The sequence below is a fragment of the Halobacterium zhouii genome (assembly GCF_021249405.1).
Classification (GTDB): domain Archaea; phylum Halobacteriota; class Halobacteria; order Halobacteriales; family Halobacteriaceae; genus Halobacterium; species Halobacterium zhouii.
Genome location: NZ_CP089593.1, coordinates 690,868 through 704,975, shown reverse-complemented (window position 1 = coordinate 704,975; position 14,108 = coordinate 690,868). Strand labels below are relative to the sequence as shown.

The window sequence follows — 14,108 nt, the reverse complement described above, 5'->3', positions numbered from 1 at the left end:
CCGGTAAAACTCTTTATTCAGGGCTGTCCTCGGGGAGAGGACGGATTGGTGCATAAAGAGTTTTCTCTGCGGGTTCCAACTCGTTCGTATGACTACCCACGAGTACGACGTGGTCGTCGTCGGTGCGGGCACCTCGGGTTGCTACACCGCCGCGACGGTCGCACGCGAGGGCTACGACGTCGCAGTCGTCGAGCGGAAGACCGAACAGGAGGCGGGCCACATCGCCTGCGGCGACGCGCTGAAGGGCGCGGACGCGTTCCCGGAGGCCATCCCGAAGTCGAAACTCGAGTCCGCGTTCACGAACACGGGCGTCGACCACGGGCGCTTCGAAATCCCGAACGAGGACACCGTCCTCGACATCCCCGTGCCGGGCGAACTCGCGGTCGTCGACCGCTGGGAGTACGGGCGCTGTGTCATCGACGGCGCCGTGGAGGCGGGCGCGGACTTCCACTACAACGTCGTCGTACAGGACGTCGAACAGGACCGCTCCGGGAAGGTCACGGGCGTCCGCGGGAAACACCGCGGGGACGTCGTGCAGTTCGACGCCGACGTCGTGGTCGACGGCGCTGGCTCGCTCTCGCTGCTCCAGGACAAGGTCGACTTCTCGGGGACGACCTTCGACACGAACGTCTCGTACTCCCAGTTCTGCTCGGCGTACCGCGAGATCGTGGAGGTCGAGGAGGAGGTCGAGTGGGACGACGCGCTCGTGTTCAAGCCGACCGAGCGCGCCGCCGGCTACCTCTGGTACTTCCCGCGCACCAGCACGGAGATCAACGCCGGCCTCGGCTTCCAGATGACCGAGGAGCCGATGAACCTCGTCGACGACCTGAAACGCGACCTCCGGAACCGACCGGAGTTCCAGAACGCCACGGTCACCGACAAACTCGGCGCGGCGCTTCCGACGCGCCGCCCGTACGACTCGGCGACAGCGCCGGGGTTCATCGCGGTCGGTGACGCCGCGGGCCACGTCAATCCGACGACCGGTGGCGGCATCGCGGGCGCCGCGTACGCGGGCAAGTACGCCGGCGAGCAGGCCATCAAGGCCATCGAGACTGGCGACCTCTCGGAGGAGGCGCTCTGGGCGTACAACGAGCGCGTGATGGACCACTTCGGCGCGCGGTACGCCGGCCTCGACGTGTACAACATCCTCTCGACCGCCGTGGACGTGAACGACCTGATGGGTCTGCTCGCCTCGCTCCCCGGCGAGAAACTCGCGGAGGCGCTGTACGCCGGCAGCGCGGACTTCAGCCTCCGGCTCAAACTCGCCACCACGCTCAAGTCCTTCGGCTACTGGGGCCAGATCTGGAACTTCTACAAGGTGAAACAGCAGGCCGACCGCCTCCTGGAGCACTACGAGGACTACCCCTCGAGTCCCGACGGGATGGACGCCTGGCAGTCCCGCCGCGACGACATCATGGCGGACGTCTACGACGTCACGGGTGCCGACCCCAAGTACTGACTGTCGAACCCGCCTCTACCGGCCGAAGGTTCAAATACCGGGACGGGGGCAGACCGTCTCGTGACCTGAGAACTGCCGCGAGGCGGCCACTTCGGAACGGCGATGCCCCGCCTCGCGCTCCGCACTTGCGTCGCCTGCTCGCCACATTCGTCTCGAACCGTTCATTCGTCCCCGTAGTCGCCGCCGTACTTCACGAACGCCCACGCGAACCCGAGCACCACGACGAGCACCGACGTCGCGACGACACCCAGCGTCTTCGCGCTGTTCGGGAGAATAGACCCGCCGCCGCCACCGCCGCCGGCACCCGGATTCTCGGTCACCTCCACGGTCCCGATCATCCCCGCGCTCTCGTGGGGAATACAGAAGTAGCCGAACGAACCCGTCGTCTCGAACGTGTGCTCGTAGGTCTCGCCGCCGGGGATGACGCCCTGGTCCGGGTAGGCGGCGCGGGCCGCCTGCTCGGAGTCGAAGGGCCCCCCGGACGCGAAGTACGGCGCGTTCTCGGGAATCTCCTCGCTGTACGCGGTCACCGTGTGAGCGATGTTCCCGACGTTCTCCCAGACGACGGTCGTTCCCGGAGCCACGGTCACCGTTTCCGGCTGGTAGACGAGGTCGTCGGTCATCGCGACGGTGGCCGTCGACTGTTCGTCCTGTGCCGCCGCCGCGCTCGTTGTGGCCGCGAGGCCGCCGGCGCCGCCCAGCGACCGCAGGAACTGCCGTCGGCTGACGTGCTCTCCCATGGGGACGTATAGCTCAGCTAACTACAAAGCGGTTGGTGCCGTTCGGTGTGGCTGCCGTCACGGCAGGCGGCGGACAGCCGACGGTGTCCGTGGTGGCGCTGGCTACGGGCGGTCGGCCGCGACCGAGCAGATCGCCCGCGACAGCGAGTCGATGCCGACGTCGAGTGAGGTCTCGTCGACGTCGAACGTCGACGTGTGGTGGCCGCCGGGGTGGTCGGTGCCGATGCAGACGAAACACGCCAGGCCGCCGGTCTGCTGAACGCGCCGCATCAGGTACGTCGCGTCCTCGCTCCCGCCGAGGGCGTCCCGTTCGACCACGTTCTCGACGCCCTCGACCGACCCGGCGTCCTCAGCGAACACGTCGACGAGCGCCTGGTCGCTCTCGGCGCTCGGCGCCTCCCCCTCGGTGGAGATGGTCACGTCGCACTCGTGCATCTCCGCGGCCGAGCGAAGCACGCGGTCTGCCTTCTCCTTCATGTACTCCATCAGTTCGGTCGTCTCGCCGCGCACCTCGCCCTCGACGAACGCCTCCTCGGGGATGACGTTCGTCGCGGACCCGCCGCCTACGTGCCCCGCGTTCACGCGCGTCGCGCCGTCGTCGTGGCGCGGAATCGCGTACAGGTTCTGGACAGCGGTGGCCATCGCCTGCACCGCGTTCCGGCCCTGCTCGGGGTGTGCACCGGCGTGCGAGGGTTCGCCCTCGAACTCCGCGAGCATGTGGCTCACCGCGAGGAACCCGCCGACGCCCGCGACCACTTCGCCGGTCGGGTGGTCGAGTCCGAGGTGGACGGCGTAGAAGTAGTCCACGTCGTCGAGATGCCCGCTCTCGGCCATCGCCTGTCCGCCGCCGACGCGCTCCTCGGCTGGCTGGAAGAGTACCTTCAGCGTCCCCTCGAAGTCGCTGTCTGCGACGGCTTCGAGGACGCCCACGCCGATGGTGGCGTGGCCGTCGTGCCCGCAGGCGTGCATATACCCCTCGTGTTCGGAACGGAACCCCGCACTCGCGGGGTGGTGGTCGTCGTCGGTCGACTCCGTAATGTGGAGCGCGTCGATGTCCACTCGAAGCCCGACTGTCGGGCCGTCGCCGCACTCGAGCACGGCGATGGCGCCGGTCTTCCCACCCTCGAGTCGCGAGACGATAGATTCGTCTGCGCCCTCGTCGAGGGCCCTGTCCCGCCACTCGGCGAGCGTGTCGTCGTCGGGGACCGCCATCCGGTCGTCGGTGGCGAGGGCGTCCGGCCCGACGTGGAGTTCGTCGACACCGACTCGCTCGCACGCCTCGACGACGCGGGCGGTCGTGTAGAACTCGCACCACGCGGGTTCGGGGTGACGGTGCAGGTCTCGTCGGAGCGCGACGAGGCGCTCGCGCGTCGCTGCGTCCATGTCCAAAATCAGACGTGGCCGCCACATAAACTGTGCCGTCGGCGCGCATTCTGGCGAAGCGACGTCGATGCGTGAGTGTCTGTAGCACGTCGCACTGTTGGGAGTAACTTTTGTACCGCGAGTTCGTCGGGCCGAGTATCACAAATGCCGCCAGACACTGAGCAAACGGCCGACGAACTACACGACGACGGCAACGACATCGAGTTCTACGGCGGTCGACTGGTCAGTGCACTGCCGCTCGCGCTGTTCGTCGCGTGGGCCATCTTCCAGAGCGGCGTCCTCCAGGTCAGCGACACCAGCGGCCTCGTCGTCGGCATGCTCGGCGCGCTCATCGTCGGCATGTTCTTCACGAAGGGGTCGTGGGCGTCGTACGCGAACACCATCTTCGAGGGGATGACCCAGCGCGTCGCCGCCACCGCCATCGTCGCGTGGCTCTGGGCCGGCATGTTCGCCCAGCTGCTCCAAGACGGCGGGTTCGTACAGGGCCTCGTCTGGGCCGCGGACGTCGCGAACGTCACCGGGTCGCTGTTCCCCGCGGCGACGTTCCTGCTCGCCGCGCTGTTCGCCACCGGCATCGGCACCGGGTACGGCACCACCATCGCGTTCACGGGGCTGTTCTACCCCGCCGGCCTGCTGCTCGGCGCGAACCCCGTGTTGTTGTTCGGTTCGATCCTCTCCGGTGCGGTGTTCGGTGACAACCTCGCGCCCGTCAGTGACACCACCATCGTCTCCGCGGTCACCCAGGACGCCGACATCGGCGGCGTCGTCGCGTCCCGCTTCAAGTACGCGCTGGTCGCCGCCGTCCCCGCGCTCCTCGCGTACCTCATCGCCGGGCAACTGATGCCGGGCGCCACCGTGAGCGCTGGCGCTGGCGGCGGACTCGACGGCAACGCCCTCGGCCTCATCCACGTCCTCTCGATGGCGACGGTCATCGCGCTCGCCGTCTCCGGCAGACACATCGTGGAAGCCATCTCGTGGGGCATCGTCGTCGCGCTCGCGTTCAACGTCGGCAGCGAACTGCTCGCCGAGTACACCACGCTGCTCGCTGACGGCCTCCAACGTAGTCCCGCGCTCCTCTTCCAGGCGCCGGAGAGCGCCGGCCTCGCGCGTGAGTTCGCGTGGCTGCCGTTCGTCGCACTGACCGACGGCACCGCCACAGTCTCCGGGAGTCTCTACGATGGTGCGCTCGGCTTCTTCCCGCTCATCGTGCTCACGCTCCTCATCGTCGCCGGGGCGCGCATCATGATTCGCGGCGGGGGCTTCCAGGCAATTCAGGACGTTCTGCTCACCCGGGTCGCCACGAACGTTCGGCGCGCGGAGGCGACGATGGTGTTCGGCACGGCGCTCGTCAACGCCATGATCACCATCAACACCGCCGCCGAGATCGCCATCGCGCCGTACGTCGCTCGGGTCGGCGAACGGTTCAACATCAACGGCTACCGGCGCGCGAACATCCTGGACGCGAACACGAGCGCGCTCGGCTACATCTTCCCGTGGGCTGGCGGCGTGCTCGTCGGGTTCGCGACGATGCAGGGGCTCGTCGAGAGCTCCAGCTACGAGTGGTTTACGCAGTCGCTGGTCGTGAGCCCCATCCAGGTGTGGCCGTTCGTGTTCCACGGCTGGCTGCTGTTCGCGACGTTCGTTGTCGCCGCGTTCTCGGGGTACGGGCTCGAGTACATCACTGACCGCGAATCAGAGGAGGTGGCGCGCGTATGAGCCGCCTCTCCGCGTTCTTCACCGGCATCGGCTTCCGAACGAACAGGCCGACCTTCGAACCCGGCGAAGAGGTCGTCGCGTTCGTCACCGGCGTCGAGGACGGGCGAGCAGTCGTGCGCGTCGGCGACACGAAACTCTACCTCGAAGACCCGCCCGAGAACCCGGTCGACCTGCAGGTCCGACTGCGGATCGATGAGTTCGACGGAAACGACCACGACGGGACGGCGACCTACCTCGAAACCGTCGGACAGAGTTCCTACTGACGACGCGGCCCACCCGACTCGCGGAACGGGCCGAGCGCGTCTTTTCTGCGGGCGAACGTTCAAGTGCGAGAGCGCGGCCACCCACGCCCGTGAACTGAGTTCGTGCGGGGCGGTGGACGCGGAACGACGCCGTGCCGTCCCCGAAACAGAGGCGTCTGCAAGCCCACATTAGAGACACCTGCAAGTCCAACATTGGAGGCATCTGGAAGCCCAACGCTGTCGGTGTCTACAGGGCCAACGCTGGCGGCATCTGCTGGCCCGGGGCCGCGCGACCAGGTCTGTTGGTTGGCTCACCACCTGCGAGGGAGAGAAACGCGACGAGTACCGACTGCAAGGGGAGAACTACCTGAAGAGAGTTCTACGCGGACGAACCCAGTGGCTTGACCTGTTCGAGTTCGGCCTCGACGTGGACGCTTTCAGGGAAGTCTCGCTCCATGACGGAGCGTGCGAGATCGTCGTGGCCGTGGATCTCGATTCGTCGGCGGTACACCGTGTAGTGCCAGGTGCTGTTCGCCGGATCCGCTCGCCCGTCGAGGCGCGCGTAGATGGGGACGCGTTCCTCGAGGGGGGAGTCCGAGTGCGGACCCTTCATCTCGGCGCCCTTTCGAGTGCACGTCTGCTTGATGTCGGAGACGACACCGTCGAGCGCTGCCCGGTCCCCACTCTTGAGGGAGAGTTTGGTCACGAAGGTCATAGCTGGGAGGTGCTGTTGGAGACGAAAGGCGTCCACTGCCAAAAAGCGTGCGCTTGCCAGCGGCGCGTGGCACACTGTCACCCGGTCCGATATTCTCTTAACTGGTGGCCGAGTAACGACTGGTAATGACGGTCGAAGCGACCAGCGCCGGAGCGATCCTGTTCCGCGACACGCGGGACCGGCGTGAATACCTCCTCCTCAAGAGCCGGCCCGGGGACTGGGAGTTCCCGAAGGGTGGCGTGGAGGGGAGCGAAGAGCTCCAACAGACGGCGATTCGAGAGGTACAGGAGGAAGCCGGCATCGAGGATTTCCGCCTCGTTGATGGCTTCCGAGACGAGTACGAGTACGTGTTCGAGGCCAACGGCAAGCGGATCCACAAGACGGTCCACCTGTTCATCGCGAAGTCCTTCGAGGCGAGCGCTGAACTGTCGAACGAACACTCGGACCTGCAGTGGCGCGACTACGACCAGGCCATCAACACCATCACGCAGGACGGGCCCCGCGACATCCTCCGGGACGCCCACGAGTTCCTGAAACAGGAGGCCAAGGCCTGACTGTCGGAACGACGGCCGACGGAGCGGCGAACGCGGTCGGGCTGGCGCGAGCGACGCCGAAAGACGTAGGTGCGTGGCCCGCCCGCTGTCGGTCGTGTCCGAGTTCGCGTTCGAACTCCGCGTCTGCGCGTGGGCGGAGCGACACTGGCACCCAGAGGCCGAACAGCGACGGCCGTGTTTCGTCGCGCGGCAACTCGGAACCCGGGACCGACGATGGGACACTGTCATCGTGGAAGTCGACCCGGAGAGGTTGGCCGCACGCGCGAACTTCGGAACCGAACGACTGGACTCGGACCTCCTGCACGTCGTCCGGAACGCGCCCGCGGACTGGGCGTTCTACCGGGACGCGCTCCCGCATCCAGGCTACCCGTGGCGGTACGTCCGCGAGGCGGTACACCGCGCGGCCGACCGCGGCGTCGTAGAGAAACGCCGGAACGGGAACCGCATCGAGTTGCGGCGGAAGTGGCAGTACCCCGACTGGGTAGAGCGCATCGTCGCCGTGGAGAACAAACCCGACCTCGACGCGTCCGCGGCGGACGTGCTCGCGGATCAGTTGGAACGCGACGTCGCGCTGTCCCTCGCCGACGAGGTGTGGCTGGCGACCGAAGCGACCGACGAGGACGTCGAACCAGCGTTGCTCCGCGAGATGCCCGTCGAGGCGGGAATTCTCGCGTTCGACGCGGCGGATGGCGAAGCGTCAGTGGCGTGGCACCCGCGGTCGCTCGACGCCGACGCGGTCGGCACGCGCATCACCGACCGACCGTCGGGCGGCGAATTCGACCAGTCGCCGGCCGCCTTCGAGTACGCCGACGCCGAGTGGAAGGCCGAGAAGCGCCTCGAAATAGCGGAGCGAGCGTACGAGCGGGGCTGGCGGTCGTACGTCGACACGATGCGCCCGGACTGCCGGCACTTCGGAGTGCGCCGGGCCGAACACGGCTACGTGCCGTACTGCGGGGCCAAAGAATGCGAGCCGACGGCGTCGGAGTGCTCGTCGTCGTGTTCGTCGCTCTCACCGGAACCGCCTGCGTGGCGCCAAAAGAACTGGCCACTCGATGGCGGCCCCGGGAAGACCATCCAGCGCGTGCTCGAGGAGCGGCGACAGCGACAGCGATAGAACGCTCGTTTCTGCCGCCGAGGCCGGCAATGCTGTTCGCCCTGTTCGACGGTACTAGTCCGTCTGCTCGTCCTCCTCGATGTTGACGTCCTCGCGCGCGACGGCGAGTTTGTACGTCGGAACGGTCCGGTGAACGACCTCGACGATGCCCTTGCGCTTGAGCGTCTGGAGCGCGCGCCGGACATCGCTGGCCTCGGTGTCGGCGTCGAACTCGCTGCGGACCGAGTGGAGGACGGAGACGACGCTCTCCGCGCGCTCGTCGGGGCCGGCGATGACCGCGAACACGCGACGCTCGTTCTCGGACATGTGGACCGCGGGCGCCTCGCCGTCCTCGGGCGCCTCACCGACGAGTTCGGCGGCCTCCGCGGTGGCACGCACGAGGCTGTTCTCGTCCCGGTAGTAGTAGTCCCGGAGTTCGGACTCGAGGAACTGGTGGACGTCGCTCCCGCTTTCCATCTCCCAGCGCTCCTGTAGCTCCTTGTTCTTCGTCGGCTGGAGTTCCACGACGTCCGCCAGGCGCTCGCGGGCGTCCTCCGAGAGGGTCATGTGCGTGGATTTGCCGGGGTAGTATTTCGACCTTGCGGACGGACCCCGGAGCCTTATGCTGGCGTCGTCCGTGCACTCGACCATGGCGGACACCGTTCGTCTCGACGTCGAGGACGACGTGGCAACAATCACGATCGACCGGCCCGACCAGTTGAACGCGCTCAACGTGCCGACGCTCGAATCACTGGGCGACGCGCTCGAGGAAGCCGAGGCCGCCGACGCTCGCGCGCTCGTGCTGACCGGCGCGGGCGAGAAGGCGTTCGTCGCCGGTGCTGACATCTCCCACATGGCGGAGATGGACCCGGAGGAGGCAAACGAGTACGCGCAACTCGGACACGACGTGGCGAACGCCATCGAGGAGTTCCCGGCGCCCGCCATCGCGGGCATCAACGGGTACGCGTTCGGCGGCGGGATGGAACTCGCGCTCGCCTGCGACCTCCGGGTGGCCTCCGAGCGCGCGGTGCTAGGACAGACGGAGATCGATCTCGGCATCGTCCCGGGATGGGGTGGGACGCAACGACTGCCGCGCCTCGTCGGCGACGAGACGGCGCGTCGCCTCATCTACTTCGGGGAGCGGGTCGACGCAACCGACGCGCTCGAGGAAGGGCTCGTTGGTGAGGTCGTCGCGCACGACGAACTCCGGGAGCACGTCTCGGAGCTCGCGGACGACCTCGCCGCGCAACCGGCGACGGCGCTCCGCGCAGCGAAGGAAACCATCAATCAGAGCCACGAGACGTCTCTCGAGGCGGGCCTCGAGTTCGAGCGGCGGACGTGGGCGGGACTGTTCGGGAGCGACGACCAGCGCGAGGGAATGACCGCGTTCCTGGAGGACCGCGAACCCGAGTTCGAGTAAGTCGGCGCGTCGGACTCGCGGTCAGGCGCTGTAGGACAGTTCGAGTAGTCAGTCCCCGGGCGTGGCCCGCATCGGCTGTGGGTCGCTGAGCGTCTCTTCGACCTGCGTGTAGACGAGTACGAGTGCGATAACCGCGAGGGCTGACCCGACCGCGAACGGCGTCGAGAAGCCGAATCGGACGAGGAACCCCGACGCGAGCGGGCCGATGGCCGTCCCGAGCCCGAACCCCATCGTGAGCACCGAGAGCGTGCTCCCGGACTCCCCTTCTCGTGCGAGGTCGCCGGCGACAGCGAGCGACGGCGCGAACACGGCGGCGACAGCGACCCCCTGTACGAAGCGCGCGGCGATCATCGAGACGGGCGTGTAGGCGTACCCCTGTGCGAGCGTCGCGGGGATCAGCAGGGCGAACCCGGCGACGATGAACGGGCGTCGACCGTACCGGTCGCTCGCGCGCCCGATAGGCACCTGGAAGACGACGTTCGCGATGACGACCGCGCCGAACTCCAGGCCGAACAGGACGTTCGTCTGGTCGAGGCGGGCGTTGATGGTCGATTCGAGCGTGGCGAACAGCGCGATGCAGACGCCCATGCAGACGGTGGCGACGCCGAGCGTGAACACGGGGTCGAGGAGGCGGCGGTCGCCGCGGACGGCTATCGAGACGTCCTCGCCCGCTGCGGCCTGGGTCTGTTCGGGGTCCGAGACGAGCACCGCCACGAGCAGGAAACTCACGAACGCGCCCAGGACGGCGACGCCGAACGCCGCGTCGAACCCCCACCGCGTCAGCACGAGTCCGGCGATGACCGGGCCGAAGCCGAACCCGATGAGTCGGAACGTGTTGAACACGCCGAAGTTGTTGCCGCGCGTCGCGTCCGTGGCGAGTTCGTTCACGAGCGCGACCGTACAGGGGATGGTGAGCGCCGCGCCGACGCCCTGAAGCATGCGGAGTGCGAGCACCAACTGGTAGTCGTCGACGAACGCGTACGCGCCGGAGGCGCCGCCGAGCAGGGCGAGTCCGGCGAGGATGAACACCTTGCGCTTGCCGGCGCGGTCGGACCACCTGCCCGTGAACGGTTGCATGAAACTGTTCAGGAAGCCGAACAGGGAGAGCGCGAGACCGACGAGCAGTGAGTCCGTCACCCGCAACACGTCGACGCCGAGGATGGAGAGCGGCCCCGTGAACGCAGACACGTCGACAGGACCGTGCGCGCCGATGTACGCGGGGAGCACGATAATGAGAAACGAGTTCCCGACTGCGTCGGCCATCCGGGCCAGCGCCAGCACGAGGACACGCCGGTCAGTGTCGAAAAAACTCATTGGACGGCGGTACGCGCGCCCCTCGTTTCACAGTTCTGGAACGCGAAGTCCACGTCACGACCCCGTCCCTGTGCGGGGTCGGGAAACAGTTAGGGCGATAGACGTGGTTCTCGATGTCATGGAACACGAAGTGAAGCTGAGCGACCTCCGGCGCGAACTGGAGACGCTCTCGTATCCGGTGACCCAGGAGGAAGTCGTCGCCGCGTTCGACGACGTGGTGTTGCTGTACGCGGACGGTGAGGAACCGCTCGCTGACGTTCTCGGGCGCGCGAACGACGACACGTTCGACGACGCCGAGGACCTCCAGACGGTCGTGTACAACCACCTGCCGACGGAGGCTGTCGGCGAACCGGGGCAGTCAGAAGGCGAAGGGTAGTCGAGTAGGCAGTCCGAAGGCGAGGGACAGTCGAGTACGCGAGGGTGAGTCCGCGGGCCCGGGACGCAACCGACGAAGAGCGAATCCGGGCGCTTAACTGCGCCGCGTGTCCTACGAACATGGCATGGAGTTCTGCGACGAGTGCGGTTCGATGATGAAAGCCGAGGACGGCCTGTGGGTCTGTGGGAGCTGCGGGAACAAACAACCCAAGGACCCCGACGCCTCCTACGTCGTCACCGAGGGCCAGGAGGACACCGAAATCGTCGACGTTAGCGGGGCCGAGGACAAGGGCCTCCCGAAGACGACAGTCGTCTGCCCCAACTGCGAGAACGACGAGGCGTACTGGTACATGCAGCAGATTCGCTCGGCGGACGAATCCGAGACGCGCTTTTTCATCTGCACAGAGTGCGAGCACCGGTGGCGGGAGGACGACAACTGAACCGATAGCCGCGTCGATGTTCTGAACGCACGCGGGCGGCGGATGCAGAAGGACGACGAGTCGCCCCCGAATCGGAGTTGTCGGTCAGTTGTTCCGTGCGAACAGCAGGTAGCCGGTGTGGCCGACGCCGCTCGTCGACGGCCGGGAGCCACGCTCGTCGAAGTCCATGCGGCGCTGCATGGTTTCCAGCGTCTGCACGTCCGCGAGGCCCGCCTCCCGAGCGGCCTCGCTCGCCGCCCGCGCGTTCTCCACGAACGGCGAGTACACCGCGACGTAGCCGCCGGAGACGAGCAGTTCGGGCGCGCGAGCGACGACGTCCGGGGCGTTCTGTGTGTCGAGCGTGAGGAGGTCGAATCCGGAGAGGTCATCGAGGGATTCGGTGACGTCACCCGTGCGGACGTCGACGCGGTCCGCGACCTCAGCGAGGTCCATGTTCTCCCGCGCGACGTCTGCGAACTCCGGGTCACGCTCGTAGGTCACCACGTCGGCGCCGAGTCGGCCGAGGTACGCCGAGAGCACGCCGGTTCCGGTCCCGGCGTCGAGCACGCGGTCGCCGGCCGCTGCACCCGTGTGCCCGACGACGAGGCCGATGTCCTTGGGCATCATCGGCGCGCCGGTGCGTTCGAGGTGGTTGAACAGGTCCGGTCCGCGGAGCGAGCGCACCGTGAACTCCTCGCCGAGATGCGTCTCGACCGTCTCGCCGGGTTCGACGTCCTCCGGGACGTCGAGCACGCCGAGGTCGGAGTGCACCTCGTCACCGGGCGCACAGAGGAACTCCCGGTCGTCGCAGACGACGAGGATCACTCGAGTCGCTCGATGGCAGCGGCGAGGTCGCCGTCGGTCGCTTCGAGCGCGTCGCGGGCCTCGTCCTCGCTCGCTCCCGTGCGCTGGGCGACGATCTCGACGTCGCCGTCCGGAATACCGCCCTCGTCGCCACCGCTCTCGTCGCCGCTACTCTCGTCACTGCCGCTCTCGTCGATTGCAGCCGCGCTGTCACCGCTCCCCTCGCGCTCCTCGGGTTCGCCGATGACCTGGTAGGTCTCCTGGCCGCGGGCGTCCATCTTTGTGACGTCCGGGTCTCCGAACACGAGCTGCGAACCGTCTTCGAGCTTGATGACGACCTCCGTGGCGTCGATCTCGTCCACGTCGATCCCCATCTGTTCCATCATCTGTTTCATCTTCCGCGGATTCATGCCGCCTCCTCCAAACATACCGAGACGGTCGGACCGAGAGATGAAAAGCATGGCGAACCCGAAACAGGCGGTCTAACGGTGTTCACGCGCGGACAACGCGGCGGAGCGGTCAATGCGAGCCGGTTCGGTTCACTCGTCGGGCACGCCCGAGCGAACCATCACCGCGACGCCGGAGTCGAAATCCAGCATCGACTCGGCGTCCAGTTCGGCGCGTCCGACCGCGACGACGTCGCCGCGTTCGTGGACGACCGCGAGTTCGTCGCCCGCACGGACGTCGGCATCGACGGCCTGCACGAACTTCGCGAAGACGTTCTTGCCGTCCCGCACGAACGGTTCGCTCTCGTCGCCGACGGTGACGCGAGCGCCGGGCGCGTCGAATTCGTCGACGAGTCGCTGGCCGCCCGCGACGCCGAGCGTGAACCGGCCGTCGAGGCCGACCGAGACGAGTCGCTGGCCGTCGTCGCGGGCGACCTGCTGGGGCCGGCCAGTGCTCGACCGGTCGATCTCGAGGGGTTCTCCGGACGGGAACAGCGCCGCGCCCGCGCCCGCCCCGAACTGGTAGTCGGCGACCGTCCGAAGCGAGGCCATCTCACCGTCCTGCATAGGGAATCGGTCTGCGGTGAGCGCGTAAAGCCGCTTCGGAGCGCGAACGAGTGAATGCGCTTAAATACAATCAGGAGTAAGCCACAGGTATGAGTGACTCGTCAAAGATCGGCGCTGCGGTCGTGTTACTGCTCGCGAGCAGCGCTCTCCTCTTCTGGACAGGACTCCCGACGTCGAACACCCTGCTGTTGCTGGTCGCCGCGGCGCTCGCGACGACCGGTCTCGCCGCCGGGTCGCTCCTGATGGGGAGCACCGGCACGGACGGCAGGACCGTATAATCGATTCGGCCCTCTGAACGACGGGCTCAGAGCAGGAACGTATCTTCCCGCTCGGCGAGGTCGACGAAGGAGTCAGCGGCGGCGACGAGTTCGTCGGCCGTCGAAGATTCGAAGGCCATCACTTCGACGCGGACGCCCTCGTGGCGGAGGTGATTACAGAGCCGCGAGAAGTCGCCGTCACCCGTACACAGCACCACGGTGTCGACGTGGTTGGCGAGCGTGACGGCGTCCAGGCTCATGCCGACGTCCCAGTCGGCCTTCTTCGACCCGTCGCCGAACGTCTTGATGTCCTTGATCTTGGTCTCGAAGCCGATGTCGTGGAGGGCCTCGAAGAAGCTGTCCTCGTCCTCGGACTGCGCGCGGATGACGTACGCGATGGCTCGCGTGAGTTCGCGGTTCTGCACTGCCTTTTCGAGGAGCGATGCGTAGTCGAGATTCCGCGAGTAGACGCTCTGAGCGGAGTGGTAGAGGTTCTGAGAGTCCGCGAGGACAGCGACGCGCTGTCCCGACTGAATCGGAGCCATACGTCACTCTGAGTGTCGCTGCGTTATGAAAGTACGCGACCGACCACAGTGAATGGCAA

At 67.2% G+C, this 14,108-nt stretch carries 18 protein-coding genes; 9 read left to right on the top strand and 9 right to left on the bottom strand.

Features of this window, described 5'->3' with window-relative positions; translation table 11 throughout:
* The first annotated feature begins 88 nt into the window (after positions 1-88).
* Positions 89-1,459, top strand: coding sequence for a geranylgeranyl reductase family protein (locus tag LT970_RS03585; RefSeq protein ID WP_232687729.1), 1,371 nt, complete (start codon positions 89-91; stop codon positions 1,457-1,459).
* A 161-nt stretch (positions 1,460-1,620) separates the two neighbouring features.
* Here LT970_RS03585 and LT970_RS03580 read toward each other — a convergent pair whose 3' ends face one another.
* The gene (locus tag LT970_RS03580) at positions 1,621-2,199 is read right to left on the bottom strand and encodes a plastocyanin/azurin family copper-binding protein (RefSeq protein WP_232687723.1); all 579 of its coding nucleotides are present in this window, start codon (positions 2,197-2,199) and stop codon (positions 1,621-1,623) included.
* Between the two features lie 102 nt (positions 2,200-2,301).
* Entirely contained in the window at positions 2,302-3,582 is a 1,281-nt protein-coding gene (locus LT970_RS03575; protein ID WP_232687716.1) for an amidohydrolase, read from the bottom strand.
* Positions 3,583-3,726: 144 nt separating this feature from the next.
* Between LT970_RS03575 and LT970_RS03570 the strand changes: the two genes are divergently transcribed.
* Together LT970_RS03570 and LT970_RS03565 are read left to right on the top strand one after the other, a co-directional pair.
* Entirely contained in the window at positions 3,727-5,298 is a 1,572-nt protein-coding gene (locus tag LT970_RS03570) for a Na+/H+ antiporter NhaC family protein (protein ID WP_232687706.1), read from the top strand.
* A complete protein-coding gene (locus LT970_RS03565) occupies positions 5,295-5,561 on the top strand; it encodes a DUF7513 family protein (RefSeq protein ID WP_232687704.1) in 267 nt (88 codons plus the stop codon). The genes LT970_RS03570 and LT970_RS03565 overlap by 4 nt, the downstream gene beginning before the upstream one ends.
* A 358-nt stretch (positions 5,562-5,919) precedes the next feature.
* Here the strand turns inward: LT970_RS03565 and LT970_RS03560 are convergent, their stop codons facing one another.
* Complete coding sequence (locus LT970_RS03560) at positions 5,920-6,255, bottom strand: uS10/mL48 family ribosomal protein (protein ID WP_232687702.1); 336 nt, start codon at positions 6,253-6,255, stop codon at positions 5,920-5,922.
* Positions 6,256-6,380: 125 nt separating this feature from the next.
* Here LT970_RS03560 and LT970_RS03555 point away from each other — a divergent pair, with 125 nt between their 5' ends.
* Together LT970_RS03555 and LT970_RS03550 are read left to right on the top strand one after the other, a co-directional pair.
* Positions 6,381-6,809 carry a bis(5'-nucleosyl)-tetraphosphatase gene (locus tag LT970_RS03555; protein ID WP_232687684.1) on the top strand — a complete coding sequence of 143 codons (429 nt, stop codon included), beginning with the start codon at positions 6,381-6,383 and terminating at the stop codon, positions 6,807-6,809.
* Positions 6,810-6,894: 85 nt separating this feature from the next.
* Positions 6,895-7,923 (top strand): DUF5787 family protein, encoded by a 1,029-nt coding sequence (locus tag LT970_RS03550; protein WP_232688679.1) that lies wholly within the window; start codon positions 6,895-6,897, stop codon positions 7,921-7,923.
* Between the two features lie 54 nt (positions 7,924-7,977).
* Here LT970_RS03550 and LT970_RS03545 read toward each other — a convergent pair whose 3' ends face one another.
* Positions 7,978-8,469, bottom strand: a complete 492-nt coding sequence (locus tag LT970_RS03545) for a DUF5797 family protein (RefSeq protein ID WP_232687676.1) — start codon at positions 8,467-8,469, stop codon at positions 7,978-7,980.
* Positions 8,470-8,551: 82 nt separating this feature from the next.
* Between LT970_RS03545 and LT970_RS03540 the strand changes: the two genes are divergently transcribed.
* A complete protein-coding gene (locus tag LT970_RS03540; protein WP_232687667.1) occupies positions 8,552-9,322 on the top strand; it encodes an enoyl-CoA hydratase/isomerase family protein in 771 nt (256 codons plus the stop codon).
* A gap of 48 nt (positions 9,323-9,370) precedes the next feature.
* Here LT970_RS03540 and LT970_RS03535 read toward each other — a convergent pair whose 3' ends face one another.
* Positions 9,371-10,636 carry an MFS transporter gene (locus LT970_RS03535; protein WP_232687652.1) on the bottom strand — a complete coding sequence of 422 codons (1,266 nt, stop codon included), beginning with the start codon at positions 10,634-10,636 and terminating at the stop codon, positions 9,371-9,373.
* Between the two features lie 118 nt (positions 10,637-10,754).
* On the opposite strand from LT970_RS03535, the gene LT970_RS03530 reads away from it, so the two are divergent.
* Entirely contained in the window at positions 10,755-11,012 is a 258-nt protein-coding gene (locus tag LT970_RS03530; protein WP_232687648.1) for a DUF5789 family protein, read from the top strand.
* Between the two features lie 124 nt (positions 11,013-11,136).
* Positions 11,137-11,451 carry a transcription factor S gene (locus LT970_RS03525; protein ID WP_232687639.1) on the top strand — a complete coding sequence of 105 codons (315 nt, stop codon included), beginning with the start codon at positions 11,137-11,139 and terminating at the stop codon, positions 11,449-11,451.
* A gap of 84 nt (positions 11,452-11,535) precedes the next feature.
* On the opposite strand, the gene LT970_RS03520 is transcribed toward LT970_RS03525, so the two are convergent.
* The 3 genes from LT970_RS03520 to LT970_RS03510 form a co-directional block, all read right to left on the bottom strand.
* Entirely contained in the window at positions 11,536-12,255 is a 720-nt protein-coding gene (locus LT970_RS03520; protein WP_349292234.1) for a methyltransferase domain-containing protein, read from the bottom strand.
* On the bottom strand, positions 12,252-12,662 hold the full coding sequence (locus LT970_RS03515) for a nascent polypeptide-associated complex protein (protein WP_232687624.1): 411 nt from the start codon (positions 12,660-12,662) through the stop codon (positions 12,252-12,254). The genes LT970_RS03520 and LT970_RS03515 overlap by 4 nt, the downstream gene beginning before the upstream one ends.
* A 111-nt stretch (positions 12,663-12,773) precedes the next feature.
* Positions 12,774-13,247, bottom strand: a complete 474-nt coding sequence (locus LT970_RS03510) for a PUA domain-containing protein (RefSeq protein ID WP_232687614.1) — start codon at positions 13,245-13,247, stop codon at positions 12,774-12,776.
* Positions 13,248-13,336: 89 nt separating this feature from the next.
* On the opposite strand from LT970_RS03510, the gene LT970_RS03505 reads away from it, so the two are divergent.
* On the top strand, positions 13,337-13,525 hold the full coding sequence (locus LT970_RS03505) for a hypothetical protein (RefSeq protein WP_232687612.1): 189 nt from the start codon (positions 13,337-13,339) through the stop codon (positions 13,523-13,525).
* Between the two features lie 26 nt (positions 13,526-13,551).
* Here LT970_RS03505 and LT970_RS03500 read toward each other — a convergent pair whose 3' ends face one another.
* Positions 13,552-14,049 (bottom strand): LabA-like NYN domain-containing protein, encoded by a 498-nt coding sequence (locus tag LT970_RS03500; protein WP_232687594.1) that lies wholly within the window; start codon positions 14,047-14,049, stop codon positions 13,552-13,554.
* Positions 14,050-14,108 lie beyond the last annotated feature (59 nt).

Excerpts from the sequence above, each read along its gene's own strand:
- LT970_RS03505 (WP_232687612.1), top strand. The coding sequence starts at position 13,337 with ATGAGTGACTCGTCAAAGATCGGCGCTGCGGTCGTGTTACTGCTCGCG.
- LT970_RS03510 (WP_232687614.1), bottom strand. The coding sequence starts at position 13,247 with ATGCAGGACGGTGAGATGGCCTCGCTTCGGACGGTCGCCGACTACCAG.
- LT970_RS03570 (WP_232687706.1), top strand. The coding sequence starts at position 3,727 with ATGCCGCCAGACACTGAGCAAACGGCCGACGAACTACACGACGACGGC.
- LT970_RS03580 (WP_232687723.1), bottom strand. The coding sequence starts at position 2,199 with ATGGGAGAGCACGTCAGCCGACGGCAGTTCCTGCGGTCGCTGGGCGGC.
- LT970_RS03575 (WP_232687716.1), bottom strand. The coding sequence starts at position 3,582 with ATGGACGCAGCGACGCGCGAGCGCCTCGTCGCGCTCCGACGAGACCTG.
- LT970_RS03560 (WP_232687702.1), bottom strand. The coding sequence starts at position 6,255 with ATGACCTTCGTGACCAAACTCTCCCTCAAGAGTGGGGACCGGGCAGCG.
- LT970_RS03555 (WP_232687684.1), top strand. The coding sequence starts at position 6,381 with ATGACGGTCGAAGCGACCAGCGCCGGAGCGATCCTGTTCCGCGACACG.
- LT970_RS03525 (WP_232687639.1), top strand. The coding sequence starts at position 11,137 with ATGGAGTTCTGCGACGAGTGCGGTTCGATGATGAAAGCCGAGGACGGC.
- LT970_RS03565 (WP_232687704.1), top strand. The coding sequence starts at position 5,295 with ATGAGCCGCCTCTCCGCGTTCTTCACCGGCATCGGCTTCCGAACGAAC.
- LT970_RS03545 (WP_232687676.1), bottom strand. The coding sequence starts at position 8,469 with ATGACCCTCTCGGAGGACGCCCGCGAGCGCCTGGCGGACGTCGTGGAA.
- LT970_RS03540 (WP_232687667.1), top strand. The coding sequence starts at position 8,552 with ATGGCGGACACCGTTCGTCTCGACGTCGAGGACGACGTGGCAACAATC.
- LT970_RS03515 (WP_232687624.1), bottom strand. The coding sequence starts at position 12,662 with ATGTTTGGAGGAGGCGGCATGAATCCGCGGAAGATGAAACAGATGATG.
- LT970_RS03585 (WP_232687729.1), top strand. The coding sequence starts at position 89 with ATGACTACCCACGAGTACGACGTGGTCGTCGTCGGTGCGGGCACCTCG.
- LT970_RS03530 (WP_232687648.1), top strand. The coding sequence starts at position 10,755 with ATGGAACACGAAGTGAAGCTGAGCGACCTCCGGCGCGAACTGGAGACG.
- LT970_RS03500 (WP_232687594.1), bottom strand. The coding sequence starts at position 14,049 with ATGGCTCCGATTCAGTCGGGACAGCGCGTCGCTGTCCTCGCGGACTCT.
- LT970_RS03535 (WP_232687652.1), bottom strand. The coding sequence starts at position 10,636 with ATGAGTTTTTTCGACACTGACCGGCGTGTCCTCGTGCTGGCGCTGGCC.